This is a genomic window from Methylomonas koyamae (assembly GCF_001644025.1).
In the GTDB taxonomy this organism is placed as follows: domain Bacteria; phylum Pseudomonadota; class Gammaproteobacteria; order Methylococcales; family Methylomonadaceae; genus Methylomonas; species Methylomonas koyamae_A.
This window is the reverse complement of sequence record NZ_LUUK01000197.1, coordinates 18,111-36,371: the sequence shown is the minus strand read 5'-3', so window position 1 is coordinate 36,371 and position 18,261 is coordinate 18,111. Positions and strand designations below refer to the sequence as shown.

General features: G+C 57.3%; 19 protein-coding genes. 13 read left to right on the top strand and 6 right to left on the bottom strand.

The annotated features are described in order from the left end of the window. Positions 1–52: 52 nt before the first annotated feature. From A1355_RS19355 to A1355_RS19340, 4 genes are all read left to right on the top strand, one after another. Positions 53–1,213 (top strand): PilT/PilU family type 4a pilus ATPase, encoded by a 1,161-nt coding sequence (locus A1355_RS19355; protein ID WP_064030925.1) that lies wholly within the window; start codon positions 53–55, stop codon positions 1,211–1,213. Positions 1,214–1,338: 125 nt separating this feature from the next. Continuing rightward, positions 1,339–1,551, top strand: coding sequence for a DUF6447 family protein (locus A1355_RS19350; protein ID WP_064030962.1), 213 nt, complete (start codon positions 1,339–1,341; stop codon positions 1,549–1,551). Between the two features lie 30 nt (positions 1,552–1,581). Further along, complete coding sequence (locus A1355_RS19345; RefSeq protein ID WP_064030924.1) at positions 1,582–2,424, top strand: endonuclease/exonuclease/phosphatase family protein; 843 nt, start codon at positions 1,582–1,584, stop codon at positions 2,422–2,424. 108 nt (positions 2,425–2,532) lie between these two features. Beyond that, entirely contained in the window at positions 2,533–3,072 is a 540-nt protein-coding gene (locus A1355_RS19340) for a hypothetical protein (RefSeq protein WP_064030923.1), read from the top strand. 632 nt (positions 3,073–3,704) lie between these two features. Here A1355_RS19340 and A1355_RS19335 read toward each other — a convergent pair. The 4 genes from A1355_RS19335 to A1355_RS19325 all read right to left on the bottom strand — a co-directional run bounded on the left by A1355_RS19335 (position 3,705) and on the right by A1355_RS19325 (position 6,359). After that, a complete protein-coding gene (locus A1355_RS19335) occupies positions 3,705–4,037 on the bottom strand; it encodes a hypothetical protein (protein ID WP_064030922.1) in 333 nt (110 codons plus the stop codon). A gap of 22 nt (positions 4,038–4,059) precedes the next feature. Next, positions 4,060–4,209 carry a hypothetical protein gene (locus A1355_RS25360; protein WP_157197959.1) on the bottom strand — a complete coding sequence of 50 codons (150 nt, stop codon included), beginning with the start codon at positions 4,207–4,209 and terminating at the stop codon, positions 4,060–4,062. A gap of 14 nt (positions 4,210–4,223) precedes the next feature. Beyond that, a complete protein-coding gene (gene lexA / locus A1355_RS19330) occupies positions 4,224–4,850 on the bottom strand; it encodes a transcriptional repressor LexA (RefSeq protein WP_064030921.1) in 627 nt (208 codons plus the stop codon). A gap of 108 nt (positions 4,851–4,958) precedes the next feature. After that, complete coding sequence (locus tag A1355_RS19325; RefSeq protein WP_064030920.1) at positions 4,959–6,359, bottom strand: 3'-5' exonuclease family protein; 1,401 nt, start codon at positions 6,357–6,359, stop codon at positions 4,959–4,961. Between the two features lie 110 nt (positions 6,360–6,469). Here A1355_RS19325 and A1355_RS19320 point away from each other — a divergent pair, with 110 nt between their 5' ends. The 6 genes from A1355_RS19320 (at position 6,470) to A1355_RS26650 (ending at position 12,045) form a co-directional block, all read left to right on the top strand. Next, a complete protein-coding gene (locus A1355_RS19320) occupies positions 6,470–6,871 on the top strand; it encodes a hypothetical protein (RefSeq protein ID WP_064030919.1) in 402 nt (133 codons plus the stop codon). Between the two features lie 57 nt (positions 6,872–6,928). After that, positions 6,929–7,594 carry a response regulator transcription factor gene (locus A1355_RS19315; RefSeq protein WP_064030918.1) on the top strand — a complete coding sequence of 222 codons (666 nt, stop codon included), beginning with the start codon at positions 6,929–6,931 and terminating at the stop codon, positions 7,592–7,594. Beyond that, positions 7,591–8,916: a sensor histidine kinase gene (locus tag A1355_RS19310; RefSeq protein WP_064030917.1), complete on the top strand. Its 1,326-nt coding sequence runs from the start codon at positions 7,591–7,593 to the stop codon at positions 8,914–8,916. The genes A1355_RS19315 and A1355_RS19310 overlap by 4 nt, the downstream gene beginning before the upstream one ends. A gap of 107 nt (positions 8,917–9,023) precedes the next feature. Then, positions 9,024–11,360, top strand: coding sequence for a TonB-dependent receptor family protein (locus A1355_RS19305; RefSeq protein ID WP_231883730.1), 2,337 nt, complete (start codon positions 9,024–9,026; stop codon positions 11,358–11,360). A gap of 206 nt (positions 11,361–11,566) precedes the next feature. Continuing rightward, positions 11,567–11,755 (top strand): hypothetical protein, encoded by a 189-nt coding sequence (locus A1355_RS19300; protein WP_064030916.1) that lies wholly within the window; start codon positions 11,567–11,569, stop codon positions 11,753–11,755. Positions 11,756–11,790: 35 nt separating this feature from the next. Further along, positions 11,791–12,045 carry a type II toxin-antitoxin system RelE/ParE family toxin gene (locus A1355_RS26650; protein WP_064030915.1) on the top strand — a complete coding sequence of 85 codons (255 nt, stop codon included), beginning with the start codon at positions 11,791–11,793 and terminating at the stop codon, positions 12,043–12,045. 212 nt (positions 12,046–12,257) lie between these two features. Here A1355_RS26650 and A1355_RS19290 read toward each other — a convergent pair whose 3' ends face one another. Then, complete coding sequence (locus A1355_RS19290) at positions 12,258–13,133, bottom strand: LysR substrate-binding domain-containing protein (protein WP_064030914.1); 876 nt, start codon at positions 13,131–13,133, stop codon at positions 12,258–12,260. Between the two features lie 374 nt (positions 13,134–13,507). Here A1355_RS19290 and katG point away from each other — a divergent pair, with 374 nt between their 5' ends. The 3 genes from katG to A1355_RS19275 all read left to right on the top strand — a co-directional run bounded on the left by katG (position 13,508) and on the right by A1355_RS19275 (position 17,557). After that, positions 13,508–15,730 carry a catalase/peroxidase HPI gene (katG, locus tag A1355_RS19285; RefSeq protein WP_064030913.1) on the top strand — a complete coding sequence of 741 codons (2,223 nt, stop codon included), beginning with the start codon at positions 13,508–13,510 and terminating at the stop codon, positions 15,728–15,730. A 761-nt stretch (positions 15,731–16,491) separates the two neighbouring features. Next, entirely contained in the window at positions 16,492–17,052 is a 561-nt protein-coding gene (locus A1355_RS19280; RefSeq protein ID WP_197471854.1) for a HupE/UreJ family protein, read from the top strand. 136 nt (positions 17,053–17,188) lie between these two features. Next, complete coding sequence (locus A1355_RS19275; protein WP_064030911.1) at positions 17,189–17,557, top strand: hypothetical protein; 369 nt, start codon at positions 17,189–17,191, stop codon at positions 17,555–17,557. Positions 17,558–17,748: 191 nt separating this feature from the next. Here the strand turns inward: A1355_RS19275 and A1355_RS19270 are convergent, their stop codons facing one another. Continuing rightward, a complete protein-coding gene (locus A1355_RS19270; protein ID WP_064030910.1) occupies positions 17,749–18,240 on the bottom strand; it encodes a hypothetical protein in 492 nt (163 codons plus the stop codon). Positions 18,241–18,261 lie beyond the last annotated feature (21 nt).

The following is an 18,261-nucleotide window of genomic DNA, read 5'->3' as shown; positions in this document are numbered from 1 at the left end:
TGTTGAGGGCTTGGCCTACACTTTGGCGGATTTCCCGACGCGAGGCTGTGCAATGGAATTTAAAGATTACCTGAAAATTTTGGTTCAACAAGACGGTTCGGATTTATATCTGACCGCAGGCGCGCCGCCGGCTGCTAAATTTCACGGCACGCTGCGGCCGCTGGAAAACATTCGACTGACCAACGAAAGACTTAAAGAGATAGCCCATGCCATCATGGATGCCGATCAGCGCGCGGCCTTCGAACAGGTACCGGAAATGAATCTAGCCATCGCCGAGGAAGGCGTGGGCCGGTTTAGGGTGAATATTTTCAAGCAACGCAGCAATTACGCGCTGGTGATCCGCAACATCAAGGTCGATATTCCCAACGCCGACACCCTGGGCTTGCCGCAGGTGCTGAAAGACAAAATTATGGAAAAGCGCGGCCTGATCTTGTTCGTCGGCGGCACCGGCTCCGGCAAATCCACCTCGCTGGCGGCCTTGATCGATTACCGCAACAGCCATGCGTCCGGCCACATCATTACCATCGAAGATCCGATCGAGTTCGTCCATCCGCACAAGAAATCGCTGGTGAATCAGCGCGAGGTCGGCGTCGATACGCTCAGCTATGAAGACGCGCTGAAAAACACGCTGCGCCAAGCGCCCGACGTGATTTTGATCGGCGAGATACGCAGTCAGGAGACGATGGAGCACGCGCTGGCCTTCGCCGAAACCGGCCATCTGTGTCTGTCCACCTTGCATGCCAATAACGCTAATCAGGCCTTGGACCGGATCATCAATTTCTTTCCGGAAGAACGCCGTCCGCAATTGTTGATGGATTTGTCGCTGAACGTGCAGGCCTTTGTGTCGCAACGCTTGGTGCCGACCGTGGAAGGCAAGCGGGTGGCGGCGATCGAGATTTTGTTGGGCAGCAAACTGGTCAGCGATTTGATTCAGAAAGGCGATGTGCACGCGATCAAGGAAGCGATGGAAAAATCGGAAAACATCGGCATGCAAACCTTCGACAGCCATTTGCTCAAGCTCTACAAAAGCGGCGTGATTTCGCTGGACGAAGCATTGCGCAACTCCGACTCGCCGAACAATTTGAAACTCAAAATCAATCTCAGCGAAGGCCTGGGTTCGGCGACCGGCGACGACAAACCCAGCCTGGCCGATACCTTGTCGTTGCAGGAAATCGTCAAGCCTGAGGAAAATGAAGACGAGGGCGGGCATTGATCGGCGGTTTGACTCCCGGAATGGCGGCGCCGTCGAAACGAATTTGTCATATTCGCCGATTAAACTCGCATACGGTCGGCCGTGCGGGCCGAACCGCTCACTTTGATCTATTCCGGAAATATTCGATGGCCGATCCAAACACCAGCATTCCAACCTTGACGATAGGCGACAAAACTCACCCGATCGACAGCCTTAGCGACATCGCCAAGACTCAATTGTCCAATCTGCAAATCGTCGACGCCGAAATCCAACGGCTGCAACAACAGTTGGGCATCGCCCAGGTCGCGCGGGAAACCTTTCTCGCCACCTTGCAGGCCGAATTCGCCAAATTGGGTTAACGCCATCGGCATCGGCCGCCGTCCAGAACCATGGCGTTCACGCTGTTAACGCTGAATCTGCATACCTATCAGCAACATCCACGGCAAAACTGTTTCGAAACCATGCATTTGCACGAGCGAGAAGTGCAAATCATCGCCGAAGCCATCGCTCAGCAGCGTATCGACGCTGTCTGTTTTCAGGAAGTCGGCGAATACCGGTACGATCCGATAACGCGCCCGTACGGCGAGTCGCCGTCGAATATGGCATTTCGAATTTGCCGGCGTTTGCGGGAATGGGGGCAGTGGTTTCATATCCACCAGGACTGGAGTCATATCGGCTTTCAGCTATGGCGGGAGGGCACGGCCATCCTGAGCCGCTATCCGTTGCATCATAACTATGCCGCTTACGTGTCTCACGATCGCGGCAAAGATAACTATATGTCGCGCAATGTGACCGTCAGCTGCATCGACCTGCCTCGGTTTGGCTTGCTGCACGTTGCCAACGTGCATCTGAGTTGGGCGCATCACGGTTTCCACGAGGAATACGCCCGCTTGAAACAGTTGATCGCTTCCCGCCGGCATTTCGGCGTCAGAGGTGATTTGATCGTTGGCGATTTCAATGCGCCGGCCGGCGACCACGCCTATTGCCATATCGTCGGCAATGGCGAATACGTCGATCAATATTACGAGTTGCATCCGCATCGGTTTCACGAACCGACCTTTCGCGGGCAGATCGACGGCTGGCGGCATAGTCCGCCCCGGCGTATCGATTACATCTTCAAACGTAACGGGCATCCGTTGCGCATCCGCGAGATGACACCCATCTTCAACGACGAATTTTATCCCACGGTGTCGGACCACTTCGGCTACTTGGCTCGATTCGAGCTGTTCTGAGTCGGGCTGGCGGCGCTGTCGTCAAATTGCGGTAACCGGACCTTAATCGTCCTGTCATCGGCGCCGCTCTACAATCCCCGCATTCCTTTCCGAACTGGAAGCAATGCAATGAAAGTCCGCGTTCTGATTTGCTTGACGATGGGTTTGCTTTGGGGTTGCTCGACAGCCGATTTCCGCCGATCCGCTTGGCCCGAGGGCATGCCGGCGCCGGTCGGATTTGCCGAACATTACCAGCGAGACCGCCAAAATGCCGAGTTGCAAAGTTTGCAGGAATATCTGACCTGGGTCGAACGTTTTTACCGGGGTTGGGAGCTGCATCCGACGGGCTGGATTGAAATTAGCCGGGATTTGACGACCAAGCTTGCCGATCCCTCGCTAAAACACCAGACGCAAGCAAAACTGGAGCGTTTGGGAGCCGCCATCGCGGCGGAGTGGGCCAAGGATAATACGGTGCGCCGCATCACGACCCGGCATATCGCGATATGGGGCGAAGCCTTGCGCAAATCGGCCGAACGCGCCGAACTCCCGAGCGTACTCGACCGCGTGCTGGATGATGTGGACAACCTGCTAAACAGTCGAATCGCGGCGGATGTGATTACCGAAAACCGTTTTTACATCGTTGACGATGTGCTCAATGAAATTCATTGAAGACCGGTTTTCCCCAGATAGCCCCGCTATCGATCCGCCTCGGAGAAGTGTCCAATTCGGTTAGGACTGGGGGCGCCATCCATCCGCGGAAAGCCTGAAAGGCCAAGAAGCTTGAGCCGGGAAAGAGTTAACGCCGTGCAGCATAACGGATGGCAACGATCTTCGTGTTTTGGTTGGGCTACCCTTTTGCGAGAAGGAGCCGAAGTCCGCGCCGGACGAAGCTTAAGGTCGCGGAATCCGCGTGCTTGACGACGAATAACAGCTCAAAATTCGCTTGGACCATACTTCCATTGACATGGACTGGATATCAGTCCAGGCCGGAGGCGTACAAAACGCGCCGGACCCTACTTCCAGCAGCTTCGGCGGGGCTACCCCCGGTTGCTGCGGCGCCGTGGCCGATGTTGAGCGTGCCACCGAGGGTGGCGCGGGTGTGGTCGAGACTCCGGTAACTGCCTTCCGGAGATTTTTATATCCGGTCGGGACGGTTTAGCATACGATAACCGTCGGCGGAAGCGCGGGCGGCTGTGCCGGAAGTCTGAAAAAACGCCGGCAACGTCTTCAAGCCGTTTTAAAATCGAAAAATGCGGCGTTGGCGACGCCTCGAGCAGGAGCGAGGCTGGTTGGCGAGTCGCCTAATCGGCTGCGGGTAGCGCGTCGGGATCGATCAATCGATGGATTTCGTAAGCCGGTTGCTGGTAGGGGTGACTGGCGAGCAGCGCGGTCAGCGCCGGACGTATCGCGGACGCGCTGCAAACCATTTCGACTTTGTATTCCTCGACTTGCGTCACCTCGCCGGTTCGGCCGGAATAGGGGACGCTACCCGGTAGCGGCCGAAATTGACCGATGCCTAGGGTTTGCCAACAGCATCGGTCGTAATCGCCGACATGGCCGGCGCCGGCGGCGAACACCGCGCTTTTGACCGGCTCCAGATGGCTGGCGGGTACGAAAAAGCACAGCTTATACATCGTCAATATCCGTAGGCTGGCGTCAACCGGTCGCCAGCAAAAACACACCCCACAATACGATCACCAACGTGATTTCTTCCAGCATATTGATCGCCGACTGGCGGGCGACCCGGTTCAGCATCGCGACTTGGTTGGCTTTTTGGTCGCGCATATGGACGGTGTGACGAATCATGATTGCCTCCGGTTTTAAGGGTGGGTGTAACTGCGCATCTGGCCTACCAGTACGCCTTGTATCTCCACTTGCTCGGGCCGAAAACGCATGGCCTGCATCTGAGAGTTGGCGGGAACCAGCAGGGTTTCGTGGGGGTATTGCTCGATAAATTTCAAGGTGGCCTCGGCCTTGTCGACCAAGGCCACGACGATTTCGCCGTTGCGGGCGTGGCTGCGTTGCTCGATCACGACCCAGTCGCCGTCGAAGATGCCGGCTTCCTGCATCGAGTCGCCCTTGACCCGCAGGATGTAACAAGGTTTGTCGGTTTTCAGCGGTTCGGGCACCGCCATGTAGGCGATGTTTTCGACGGCTTCGATCGGCCGGCCGGCGGCGATATAGCCGACTAGCGGCAGCAGACTGGAATCCTGGGTTGGGGCGGCCAACGATTTGGCGTAATCGGTCAGGCGGATGCCGCGCTGCTTGCGTTCCGGCGCTTCGACCAGATTGGCCTCGATCAGGGCCTTGATTTGGCTATGCAGCGAACCGCGCGATTTCAAGCCCATTGCCGCGCACAGTTCTTCCAGCGTCGGCGGATGGGCGAAGCTGTCCTGGTTTTGCAGCAGAAAGTCGAAAAGCGCTTGTTGTTTACGGGTCAGTGTCATGGTTGTTCTGTGTTTGTTTTGAAAGACTATACAAACAAAACAAATCAAGAACAAGTGTTTTTTATTGGTTCTATTCTCGTGCCGGGCGGCGGTTCGGTGGGCAGTAGTTTAGACGTTGTCGGCCAGATCGAGCCCAGCGGGTGAGCGGCTTGCCAGCGGAATAATCCGGGCCTTTTTCAGCATCTTGGCGAGCAAGGTATAGGTATCGCGATCGAAAGCCGGCCGGCCGGCCTCGAGCAGTTCGGCAACTTCGGCTTCGGTGCGGGCGCTGCCCAGGTAGCACCAGCGGTCGATGACGTGCATGTCGTCGCCTTCCCGAACGCCTATCGGGCCGGGATAGGGCCAAGTCGCCAATTTAAGTTTTTGCATCGCAACGAATAAGCGGCCGGCATGCGCCAAGGGTGGTTCGGCCCCGACGCAGGCGCCCGCGCATTTTTTCAATTGATAGCCGAAGCAGGGTCGTCCCGGCACGGTTTTCTCCAGGCCCAGCACGCTCAGGCAAAGGCCGTGTTGCTCGGCCAGACCGCGCAAGGCTTTTTGGGCGTCGCGCTGGCTGTGGTACAGGCCGTACAGATTGTCCTGACCGCCGAAATCCAGCGCGTCCGCCCAGACCAGTTCGGGGCGCACTTGTTCGCCGTGTTGCGCCAGCCGCCAAGCGCCCAGCGCATTCTTGCGGCGCAGACGGCGGTTATAGACCGGCATCATTTGTTTGATTAGCTTGGCTTCGGTCAGCAGCGCGCCCAATTCCCCGGACGTTTCTAGCCAGTCTATGCGCCTAAGTTGTTGCGAAAGATTCATTTCCTTGTCGTGGCGGTGGTCGGCCGCGAAGTGGGCGAGTACCCGTTGCCGGATATTCACGCTTTTACCGATGTAGAGCGGCAAATCGTTTTCGCCGTAAAACAAATAGACGCCCGGTCCGTCGGGCAATTCGTGGGTCAACAGCGGGTCGATCCCCGAGGGCAGGCTGGATTTGCCGAGCAAACCGGCCGCCGTGTCGGTCAAACGCTCGGCCGGGAATTCGCGATGCAGATGCTCCCAAAACTGATGAATCAATTGGGCGTCGGCCAAGGCGCGATGCCGATCGTTGGCGGTCAGGCCATGCCGTTCGATCAGACTGTCCAGATTATGGTGGTGGTATTGGGGATAGAGTGCGCGCGACAATTTGACCGTACAAAGCACTTGTGGCTGAAACGGCAGGTCCAGGCGCTTGAATTCGTTTTTCAGAAAGCTGTAATCGAAACGGGCGTTATGAGCGACGAATACTCGATCTTCCAACAGTTCCCAGACTTGGCGCGCGATCGCGGAGAACGGCGGCGCGCCTGAGACCATCTCGTTGCTGATGCCGGTCATTTGTTCGATGAACAGCGGAATGCGCATTTGCGGGTTGACCAGTTGGCTCCATTCCCGGACGCCGTCGGCATCGACCAAGACGATACCGATTTCGGTTATCCGGTCTTGTCGCGGCGAGGCGCCGGTGGTCTCCAAATCGACAAAGGCTAGGGCTGGCATGGTATTGAGTCGCTAAAATACTGTAAGGGCAGCAGGGTCGAATTCATCCGCTCGTCGCGAATTTGTTGATAAGCTATGTCCAAAATAATAACTAAACGGGAGAGTAAGACATGAAGGCTTCAATCAAGACCGTTATCGCGTTGGCGTTGGGCTTGGCGGCCGGCGATGCGCTGGCATACGGCAGTTCTTCCAGTTCCGGCCATTGCGACAAACCGATATTCACTGAGTTTCAACCGGCGCCGAATAAATACCTGCAATCGTTTACCGAGTTCAGCTTTATCGTTTCGTCCAATACCACGACGACGTCCATCGTCGCCAATATCAGTTCGGGGTCTATTCAATACCATTTATCCGCCAAGGAGTTGAAGTTTTTTCCGCTGAAAAATGGTCAGACCGAAGTCAGGGGCAAATTGCCTCGGCCGATCGAGCACGGTTTCGCGCGGCTCAACGTCACCGCGCACAGCAAGCCGGGTTGCGAGAAAACCGACGGGTATTTATTGCGGATTCAGTGATCGGCGCGCGCCGAGTCGGCGCTTGTCCCGGCAAACGCGGAGCATGGAGCTTAGGCGATGAAATTGCTGTTGGTTGAAGACGACGTTGCATTAGCGGCGCCGCTAAAGATGGACTTGGAGCGGGCCGGCTACGTCGTCGATACGGCCGCGGACGGCGAGCACGGTGAGTTTCTCGGCGCTACCGAAGATTACGACGCGGCGATACTCGATTTAGGCTTGCCCAAATTGGCCGGCCTCGATGTTTTGAAACGCTGGCGGGATGCCGGCAATACCACGCCGGTGATTGTCTTGACCGCCCGCGATGCTTGGTACGAGAAAGTGGACGGCTTCAAGGCCGGTGCCGACGATTATTTGGGTAAGCCGTTTCATCCGCAAGAATTGCTGGTCAGGCTGCAAGCCATTTTGAAACGGGTTCACCGCCATAATCAGTTTACGTTGCAGGTACTGGGCGTCCTGCTCGACGAGGACGAGCAAACCGCAGCGGTCAATGGCGGGGAGGCTTACCCGCTGACCGCGATCGAATTTCGGCTGTTGCGCTATTTCATGATGAACGCCGGCAAAGTCCTGACCAAGTCGCAATTAGGCGAACATATCTACAGCGAATCGGACGAGCCAGACAGCAATGTCATCGAAGTCTACGTCAAGCGCCTGCGCAAGATCGTCGGCAGCGATTTGATCCAGACTCGCCGGGGCCAGGGTTACGTGTTCGGAAGCCGGCCATGATGGCGTTGCGCGAGCGCCTGGGCCGCGGCCTGATCGCCGCGCTGTGCGTGATTTTCGTCGTGCATTGGATCGCGGCGGATTGGGTCATCCGCACCGTCGCTGAGGGTCAGATGGCGAATCGATTGGCCGACGACGGTTATTCCTTGCTGGAATCGCTGGCCTACGCCGACGACGATAAACTCTCGTTCAACCGCTTGCGCATCAGCTCGGTCTACAGCCGGCCGCTGTCCGGCCATTACTATCTGGTCAAAGTCGACGCCGAAGCCCATCCGTCGCCGTCGCTGCTGGATTTTCCGTTACCGGTTCAAGCCGTTGGGCCGGAACAGCAGACGCTTTATCATCTGTCCGGTCCGGAAAACCGGCCGTTACTGGTGTTGAGCCTGGGCGCGGTGCGCTTTGGCCATAGAATCAACATTCATATCGCCGAGGATTTGTCGGCGGTCGATCACGATATCACCTGGATACGCGCCGCCTACTTTGCGTTGACGCTGACGATTCTGATGGCTGCGATCGGCGTGCTGAGCTGGGATGTCGGGCGCGCGTTGCGGCCGCTGACGCTGGTCGGCGGCGAACTGGAACAAGTCTGCGCCGGTCGGCGCCAGCGTATCGAATTGGACGTGCCGGACGAGATCAAACCGCTGGTGAACGAGATCAATCATTTGCTGGAACTGGTTGCCCGGCGCTTGCAGCAGTCCCGTACCGCGATCGGCAATCTGGCGCACGCGCTGAAGCCGCCGCTGGCCTTGCTGTTTCGGGTTGCCGAAGAACCGGCGTTTCTGGACCATCCCGACTTGCGCGAGCAAGTGCAGGGCCAAACCGAAACCATCCGGCGCTGCATCGAGCGGGAACTGAAACGTGCCCGGATCGCCGGAGACCAGCAGGCCAGCGCCGCGTTCAATCCCCGCAAGGAATTGGTGGCGTTAAAAAAAACCCTGCGGGCGATCCATGCCGAGAAGGACCTGGATATTCAGATCACCGCCCCGGACGCATCGGTGCATTTCGACCGGGAAGACATGATGGAAATGCTCGGCAACCTACTGGACAACGCCTGCAAATGGGCCAGGCGGCGCATCGACGTCGAATTGGCCTTTGCCGACGAGGTGTTGTTGCGGGTCGCCGACGACGGGCCGGGCTGCGCCGAAACCGAATTGGCGGGGTTAACCCGGCGCGGGGCACGCCTGGACGAGTCGGTGCAAGGTCACGGCCTGGGTTTGGGTATCGTCGCCGACATCGTCGATAGTTACAAAGGCAGCCTGCAACTCGGCCGCAGCAAGGCATTGGGCGGATTTCTGGCGACGGTGCGTCTACCGTTGAGCCGCTAAATCCGGAGCCGATTTTCAGTTTCGATTCACGCGTGTTCGTTAAATTGCGTTAAGCATCCTTCGCTTCAGTTGGTGGATTCCGGCGGGAAAGCCGGCCGGGGCGGAGGATGTGCCAACTCAAATTCGAACGGGAACTGAACGAAATGCGAAATAAATGCGGAGTATGGCCGGCGCTGATCGTCGGCGCGCTGGCCCAAGGTGTGTTTGCCGGCGAAACCGCCGAGTCGACTCGAAATCAAACGGCGGAGGCCGATCTAAGCGAGGCCTTGCCCAGCGTCGAAGTCGCCGAAAGCGTCGAGAAGGCCGCGACCTTCTCCGGCTCCACCTCGGTGATCGACAAGCAAACCCTGGAGCGCGACCAGGTATTCACCGTCAACGAGGCCTTGCGCAAGGCCCCCGGCGTTTATGTCCGCGACGAGGAAGGCTTTGGTTTGCGGCCGAACATCGCCTTTCGCGGCCAAAACCCGTTTCGCTCCACCAAGGTGTTGTTTTTGGAGGACGGCATTCCGTTCAACTTCGCGCCCTACGGCGATAACGACATCTACTACCATCCGCCGATCGAGCGCTACGACGGCATCGAAATTTACAAGGGCGCCGACTTGACCCAATTCGGCCCACAAACCATCAACGGCGCGATCAATTATCTGACGCCCAAGGTACCGACCACGCCCGGCGGTTTCGTCAGCTTTACCGGCGGCAACCGCGATTATCTGAACGGCCATGCCCGTTACGGCGGCATGGTCAAGAACGTGCAAGGCCTGGATGCGGTCGGCGGCGTGGTCGATTACATTCACAAGGAAGGCATGGAAAATCGCGACAACACCTTCGCCGTGGTGGACGACGCCAACCTGAAAAGCATCATCGACTTTGACGCGCGCAATCGCCTGACGCTACGCGGCGATTTTTACCACCAGGACGAGCAAGGCGCGGCCTTCGGCTTGACCGACGCCGAATACCGCAAGCTGGGCGCTCGTTACAATCCGGACAAGAACGCCAGCTTCATCAACGACCGCTGGTCCACCTCGGCCACCTACGAGCACAGCTTCAATAAGGACGTGACCTTGGAAACCAGCTTTTACTGGTCGGCCTACGAACGCAACTGGTGGCGGCAGCAGAATCAGTTCCCGACCGAAAACCAATGCAGCAGCCGCGGCATCGCCAATTACGTGCAAAATCGCGAAAACGGTATCGCGGTGGATATGAACGACTGCAACTACAACATCGGTCGCAAGCGCAATTACGAAACCTGGGGCATTGCCCCGACTCTACATGCCAAGCACGATCTGTTCGGCGTCGAAAGCCATTTGGATGCGGGTTTTCGCGCGCACTTCGAGAACCAGTACCGTCGGCAAATCCAGGGCAGCTCGCCGACCGCGCGCGACGGCACCTTGCTGGAAAACAATCAGCGTTTCGCCGATGCCTATTCCGGTTTTTTCCAAAATCAATTCATTTGGGGAAACTGGACGGCGACCCCCGGCGTTCGGGTCGAGTCGGTGAGTTACCAGCGTAAGGATGTGCGAACCGGGATCGCCGGCGGCAACGGCATGACCGAAATCCTGCCGTCGTTCGCGGTGACCTACAGTCCAATCGATCAGGCCACGTTGTTTTTCGGTATTCATCGCGGCTTCGCGCCGCCGCGCGTCGAGGACAGCGTCAACAATGCCAACGGCGCGGCGGTGGAGATTGGCCCGGAAATTAGTTGGAACGCCGAATTCGGCGTCCGGGCCAGACCGGCGCGCGGCGTTAAAGCCGAAGCAACCTATTTCCACAACGATTTCGATACCCTGACTGCCTTGGGTACGGTTGGCGGCGTCGATACCCCGGTGGCGCAGGGCAAAGCGCTGTATGAAGGTTTAGAATTGATGGCGCGGGCCGATCTCGGCGACGTGTTCGGCTGGGCGCACAATCCCTACGCGCAAGTCGCCTACACCTGGCTGCCGACCGCCGAAACCACGTCGCCGTTTCATTGCCTGACCGACAGCGGCCAGGCGACCGGCTCCAGCCAGAACGCGACCTTCACCCGATTCTGTCCGGGCGGGAACGTATTCGGCTCGGCGGCAGGCAAACGCGCGCCCTACGCGCCGGAAAACCTGCTGACCGCGACGCTGGGCTACTCGCATGCCAGCGGCTTCGATGCACACTTGGAAGCGGTGTTCGTCGGCGAGCAATTCGCCGACTTCATGAACCTGAACAGCGCCGGCGACCTGCCGTTGGATGTCGGCACCACCGCTCAACGCAACGCGCTGATCAAGTCCGGCCAATTCGGCAAGATTAACGATTACGTGGTGGTCAACTTCGCCAGCTCCTACAAGGTGCGAAAAGACTTGACCCTGTTCGTGTCGATGAAAAACATGCTGGACAACACCTACATCGTCGATCGGGTGCGCGGCATCCAACCCGGCGCGCCGCGTTTGGTGCAGGCGGGGTTTAAGTACGAGTTTTAGCGAGGCGACCTCGCAACCTTGTGTATCTTGTCTTCCACTTCACCTTGAACTGGCTTGCGCGGACGGTGTTGAAGAGCCCTGTTTCTCGACGATGGTGGTTACCGCGTCCAACCGGTAGAATGGTGGCCGCCAATGCACACTATATCAGTGCTCCGGGCCATGCCGGATAAGTCTAAAACCGTCAGCGACCAAAGGAGAAGTACACCATGCAACGACAACGGACCACTAAACAAGAAGCCCTTGCCATCATCCAGCGCTTACCCGATACCGCCGACATGGAAGAAATCATGTACCGGCTCTATGTGCGCGAAAATATCCGTCGCGGCCGGAAAGACGCCGAACAGGGCAGAACCGTACCCGCCGAACAGGTGCTGAGAGATATTCAAGCGTGGTGAAGTGGACCGATCACGCATTGGGCTAGCTTCGCCACATTCACGACTACATCGCACAGGACTCACCGATTTATGCCAAACGGGTGGCCGAAGCGTTGGTCGCTAAAGCGCTTGACTTGGATCAACTGCCCCGTATTGGGCGCATCGTACCGGAGTTGAGCGACGAGGCAGTACGCGAACTTTCACTTTACTCCTACCCCATCCTTTACGAGATCAAACCCTCCCATATTGAAGTGTTAGCAGTCATTCACAAGCGCCGCGACTTACGGACGGACGAGATTCTACGCGAGTAGTAATAACGAAGCGAGTCCGGCGCGTGGTGCCGTATTCCAGACTAGCGGTTGCCGGTTCAGGGCGCGCTGCTGGCCGTTACCTACAACGCAAAGACTTCCAGCCCGGTGGTGCGAGTGCGGTAATTTGTCAACACATATTGGGCGCGTCGAGCAAGAGGCACTCGCGGGACTTCCGCGCGGCAGATCGGCGCGCGAAGGCAGTGGAACGAATCTCAGACCAGCGGTTTGTAAGCCAATAGTCCCGCCAAGTCCTCGAGCAAGCCGGCGCGGGGATGGGCCTTCAGCCACACCAGCGCAATGGTGCGGCTCGGCCGCTGGCGGATAGCGATGTAGCGAATGTCCTTGTCGTCCGGCTGCACCGCTACCGACGGCATCAGCGTCACGCCGACGCCGTTCTTGACCATGTAGCGCAGGGTTTCCAGGCTGGAGGCCCGGAAATCGTGTTCGACGAATCGGGACGGATCGCACAGCTTCAGCGCTTGGTCGCGCAGACAGTGGCCTTCGTCCAGCAATAGCAGATTCTCTTGGGCCGCCATGCCCAACTCCACTTCGTCCAACTCGGCCAACGGGTGGTCGGCGCAAACCGCCAGCGTGAACGGATCTTCGAATAAGATGCGTTGTTCCAGAGCGTCGATGGCCACCGGCAGGGCCAGCAGCGCCGCGTCCAGCTTTTTGCTCAGCAGAAGCGCGATCAGAGCCTGGGTTTTTTCCTCGACCAACTGCAACTTCAGTTCCGGATAATGTTGCTTGATGCGAAACACGTATTCCGGCAGTACGTAACTTGCCAGCGACGGAAACGCGCCCAGCGATAAGTGATTGCGGTACCGTCCGCCGGCGTGGGCGGCGATTTGCCGGATCGAGCGGGCATCGTCCAGGATGCGGCGGGCGAGGGGTAGAACCTCGCGGCCGGCTTCGGTCAAATCCACATGGTTTTTCTCCCGCACGAACAAGTCCGCGCCCAGATAATCCTCGAGCTTCTTGATCTGCGTGCTGAGGGTGGGCTGACTAATCGAACAATGTTCGGCGGCTTGACTGAAGTTTCTTAAATCCGCTACCGCGACCAGATAGCTTAAATCGCGCAAATTCATTCGTGGTGACCTGTGTATTTAAGATGTGCCGAAAGGAACCGACGGCCGGAAACATTATCCATGATTGCGCGGGTTCCGCTGCTATTGATGCGAACTATCGGCCCATCCAAGAAATCAATTTCAGTCCGATGGCGGAATTCGGTTGAATAGTCTCGCCGACAACATCACAAGGCGAGCGCGAAATTCGATGGCACGTCCTTGCATAACGTTTAACCGGTTCGGCAATGCCGTCGCCGCCGAAGGCCGAGTCGGTCAATTCCGGACATCGGCTCTACAATTTTGCTTGCCTTCGTTTGGCCAGATAGCGGAGAAGTTGACCGAGCGGGCAACGGCAAGCATTTTCGACCAATCATCATCAGGACTAGAGGTGCATCATGAAAACCCGACAAACCTTCCTGGCTTCCGCTTTGGCGGTCGCTATTATCACGGCCTTGCATGTCGCGCCGGTACAGGCCGACATACAGCCCACCACCAACAATTTCTGGTGGCCGGAGCAACTGGATTTGAAACCGCTGCGCCAGAATGCGGCCGAGTCCAACCCGCTCGGCAAGGCCTTTAACTACGCGGAACAATTCAAAACCCTGGATCTGAAAGCGGTCAAAAAAGACATCGCCGACGTGTTGCATACCTCTCAGCCCTGGTGGCCGGCCGATTACGGCAATTACGGTCCGTTCTTCATCCGGATGGCCTGGCATAGCGCCGGCGTTTATCGTATCTTCGACGGCCGCGGCGGCGCTTCCGGCGGCCAGCAACGCTTCGAGCCTCTCAACAGTTGGCCGGATAACGTCAACCTGGACAAGGCCCGCCGCTTGTTGTGGCCGGTCAAGCAGAAGTACGGTGCCAAGCTGTCCTGGGCCGATTTGATGGTGCTGGCCGGTAATGTGGCGTTGGAAGACATGGGCTTCAAGACCATTGGTTTCGCTGGCGGCCGCGCCGACGACTGGGAAACCGAGGTCGTCAACTGGGGCATGGAGAAGAAATTTCTGGCCGACGAACGCCATGACGCCAACGGCGAACTGGCGAAACCGTTGGGCGCCACGCAAATGGGGCTGATTTACGTCAATCCGGAAGGTCCTGGCGGCAATCCCGATCCGTTGGCGGCCGCCAAGCATATTCGCGAGGCCTTCGGCCGGATGGCGATGAACGACGAAGAAACCGTGGCGCTGATCGCCGGCGGCCACACCTTCGGTAAGGCCCACGGCGCTCATAAACCCGACGAATGCGTCGGCAAGGAACCGGCCGCCGCCGGCATAGAACAGCAAGGTTTGGGCTGGGCCAATAAATGCGGAACCGGACATGGCGCCGACACCGTCAGTAGTGGTCTGGAAGGCGCCTGGTCTACCAATCCGACCCGTTGGACCCACGATTACCTGACCTGGCTGTACACCTTCGATTGGCAGCAAACCAAGAGTCCGGCCGGCGCCACCCAATGGATTCCCAAGGATAACAAAGGCGAAAATTTCGTACCGGATGCGCACGATGCCACCAAACGTCACCCGCCGATCATGTTCACGACCGATATTGCGCTGAAAATGGACCCGGAGTATCAAAAAATTTCTAAGCGCTTTCTGGATAACCCGAAAGAATTCGAAGCCGCGTTTGCCAGGGCTTGGTTCAAGCTGTTGCACCGCGACATGGGGCCCAAGGCCCGTTACGTTGGTGCCGAAGTGCCGGCCGAGGATTTTGTCTGGCAGGACCCGATCCCGAAAGTCGATCACAAGCTGATCGACGCCAAGGACACCGCCAAATTGAAAGCAACCATCCTGGCCTCGGATTTGACGATACCGGAATTGGTCAGAACCGCCTGGGCATCGGCTGCGACCTTTCGCGGCACCGACATGCGCGGCGGCGCCAATGGCGCCAGAATTCGCTTGGCGCCGCAGAAGGACTGGGAAGTCAACGATCCCACCGAACTGACCAAAGTGCTGGCTCGCCTGGAAACCATCCAAACCGACTTCAACCGTTCCTTGAAAGGCGGCAAGAAAGTCTCGCTGGCCGACGTAATCGTGTTGGGCGGTTCGGCAGCCGTGGAAGCAGCCGCGAAGCAAGCCGGTTTTAAAGTACAGGTACCCTTCAAACCAGGCCGGATGGATGCGTCGCAAGAACAAACCGACGTGAACTCGGCGGCGGTACTCGAGCCCAAAGCCGACGGTTTTCGTAACTACTTCGGCAAGGATAACGCCCATTCGCCGGCGGAAATGCTGGTCGAGCGCGCCAACTACCTGACCCTGAGCGTGCCGGAAATGACGGTGTTGATCGGCGGTATGCGCGCGCTGGATGCCAACGCAGGCCATAGCAAACACGGCGTATTCACCGGCCAGCCGGGCAGTTTGACGAACGACTTTTTCGTCAATTTGCTGGATATGTCAACTCAGTGGAGCAAGTCGACGACCGAAGGCGTTTACGACGGTAAGGACCGGGCTAGTGGCCAACTTAAATGGACTGCAACGCCGGTGGATTTGATCTTCGGCTCCAATTCCGAGTTGCGGGCGGTCGCGGAAGTCTACGCATCCGACGATGCCAAGGAAAAGTTCGTGGGGGATTTCGCCAAGGCTTGGGCCAAGGTGATGGACTTGGATCGGTTCGACGCCCGCTGAGTAGCGTTTGTTCGCGGCCTCGCTTGTCCCGTGCTCGGGCAAGTGGGGCGTGTTACTAAGCTTGAGTTTCTTAATGTTAACCGCCGACGTTTCAGATCATTGCGGCGAGTGGTCCTGAATTTGTCGGCCGATTTGATCAATCGCCGCGACCATAATCGCCGTCAAGCTTCAGGCTGACTTTCGTGTCCAAACCGGGAATGCCGAGCGCACGGGTCAGTCACTGCGATTGTTTCTAGCGTTCGGATACAGGGAGTTACGCCGCAAATCGACGTAATTCCCACTCCTCCATCGTCAATAAGTGGTTGCCGCAATTGGATTGTCGCAGAACAGCTCAACTTAATTTCCCATCGTAAATCCGGTTGGTAAAGCGTACCGACGGCATCCGCCGAGACCGGTTGAGGCCGCTTCGCACGCCGGCGTTGAGCTGGGTCGGCAAAAAAATCAGACTGTTATGAAATATTTTTATTTATTCCTATCTCTGCTAAAATGAACTCGTCTTATTCATCCGCTCAGCCTTGAGGCATTCCAGGCTTGGTTGGGTAAGGCATAGCGATACCCTAATGGTTAGGGGGGCGGCCTATTTTGGACTGCTGTCCAAGTGCCGGTTTTCTCGACCCCCGCCATGTCTTCACAGTTGTCATAGTCCGCTCTTGGCGCGGTTGCCCGGATTGAATCCGCTCGGCCGGGCCAAGTTTTTCGCCTTTTCCGGCAAGACGCCTGGGGTATCGGTCAGTATTCAACCGCCTGGATTGGAGGTAGCGATGAATGGCAGGGCAGATTTTTTACAACGCACGATTCCGGTCCTTCTGTTACAGCCGCTGGTTGTCGAGGCCCATCCGTTTCACTGGGGGGCTGAATCCGTCGGCTTTGTCGGTGGCTTACTTCATCCGTTGACCGGCACTGATCATCTGCTGACGATGTTGGCCGTCGGATTGTGGATTTCTCAAACCCCTGGTGTTTGGAGTCGTTTACTGCCGCTGGGGTTTGTGGCAGCTATGGCAGTCGGTTGCGGCTTGACGCTGATCCCCGTTGAAATTCCCTTTGCAGAAGCGGTCATGGTCGCTTCGATATCGATTCTGGGCTTGTTGTTGGTTTTGGGCGCGAGAGTGCCGGTGGGCGTCGGACTGTTGAGCGTCGAGCTGGTGGCAGTGCTGCACGGTTACTTGCATGCCTATGACATGTGGCTGGATGCCGACGCCGTCGCGTATTCAGGGGGCTTTGCGCTGGCGACGTTGATCTTGCTGGTTGTTGGCGTCGCGACCGGGCATTGCTTCGGTCATTTAGTGCGAAAGTATCGGCAAGCAAGGCCGATGGCGCGTTAGATCGTTAGCGGAGAGTTCCATTCGCCATTTTTTACGTTTGATAAAAAAGGAGTATTTAGGTAAGTGCGTAATTAATGATGTATCCGAAACAATAATTTTAATTATCAGTCAGTTATATTTAGAGGTTTAGACCCCCATGTCGTTTCAAAAAATGTTTGTTGCCTTCGCGCTGTTTTTCTCTCTATTGGGCTTTACCGGCTCGACGTTCGCGAAAGAAGTAAAAAAACCGATCCCCGAGATTTTGAAAGAAGTCGATGTGAAAATTCAGGCGGCATTGGACGCGCTACCTTCCGGGAATGCTCAAGAAATCGCGACCCATATCAAGGATGCGTCTGAAATTGCCAGCGAACTGAGCGCCAACTACAAATTCGAATTCGAACGCGACAAAGTGGTACTCAAGCTGAAAAAGTCCAGGGAGCTGGTGAAGAAATCCGATTTCGCCGGCGCCGAACAAGAGCTGAAGACTGCCAAGGAAGGTTTCGCGAATCTGCCGAAATACCAATAAAAGGGAGTTTTTGGCATCGAGCGATGTTCGGTCGATGCCTGGTATTGAGCCGTCAAGTCCGTTGGACTGACGGCTTTTTATTGTTTAGGTGTTGCCGGGCCCGGCGGAGATTAGCATTCTTGTCTTGAACGGGCAGGTTTGAGGTAGAAAGCGTTTGGGGGATAGCGCCACGCAGGGCGCCACCTTCGTCATTACTCGGACGTGCCGAACGCCTGATTGGTAAACGGATTGCTTGTGGAACGGACGACCACGTTGAAACCGAACTCGGTTTGCCGGTGGCAGCTATTACAGGCTTCGGTCAGCTTATCGTAATTTTCGATAAATGCTTGCGGGTCCCGCGCGGCGATAGCCTGCTCCAGTTTGGCTAACGGTTGATCCATATGCGCGGCAATCAGGCTTGGAATCGGCTCCTTGATCTGTTTGTGGCTCGGGTGATAGCGGCCGGCATCTTCCAAACCTTCGTGCAGTTCCTCCACTTCGTAGGCGGCCAGCGGCCAGTTTCGGGCTTGGCCGGCAAACCAGAGTTTGGCGTGGCGGGCGGCGGTCTGGGCCATGAATTCGCCGAGGCCGGGTACGAAGTTTTGTTGGATTTGCTCGGAGCTCTGTTCGTCGTGGCGATGGGCGCAGCCGACCAGCAAGGCCGAGGCGGCGACCAAGCTCAGTGGAAAAATCAGGGTTTTCATCGTCGATTCCTGTGACGGTTG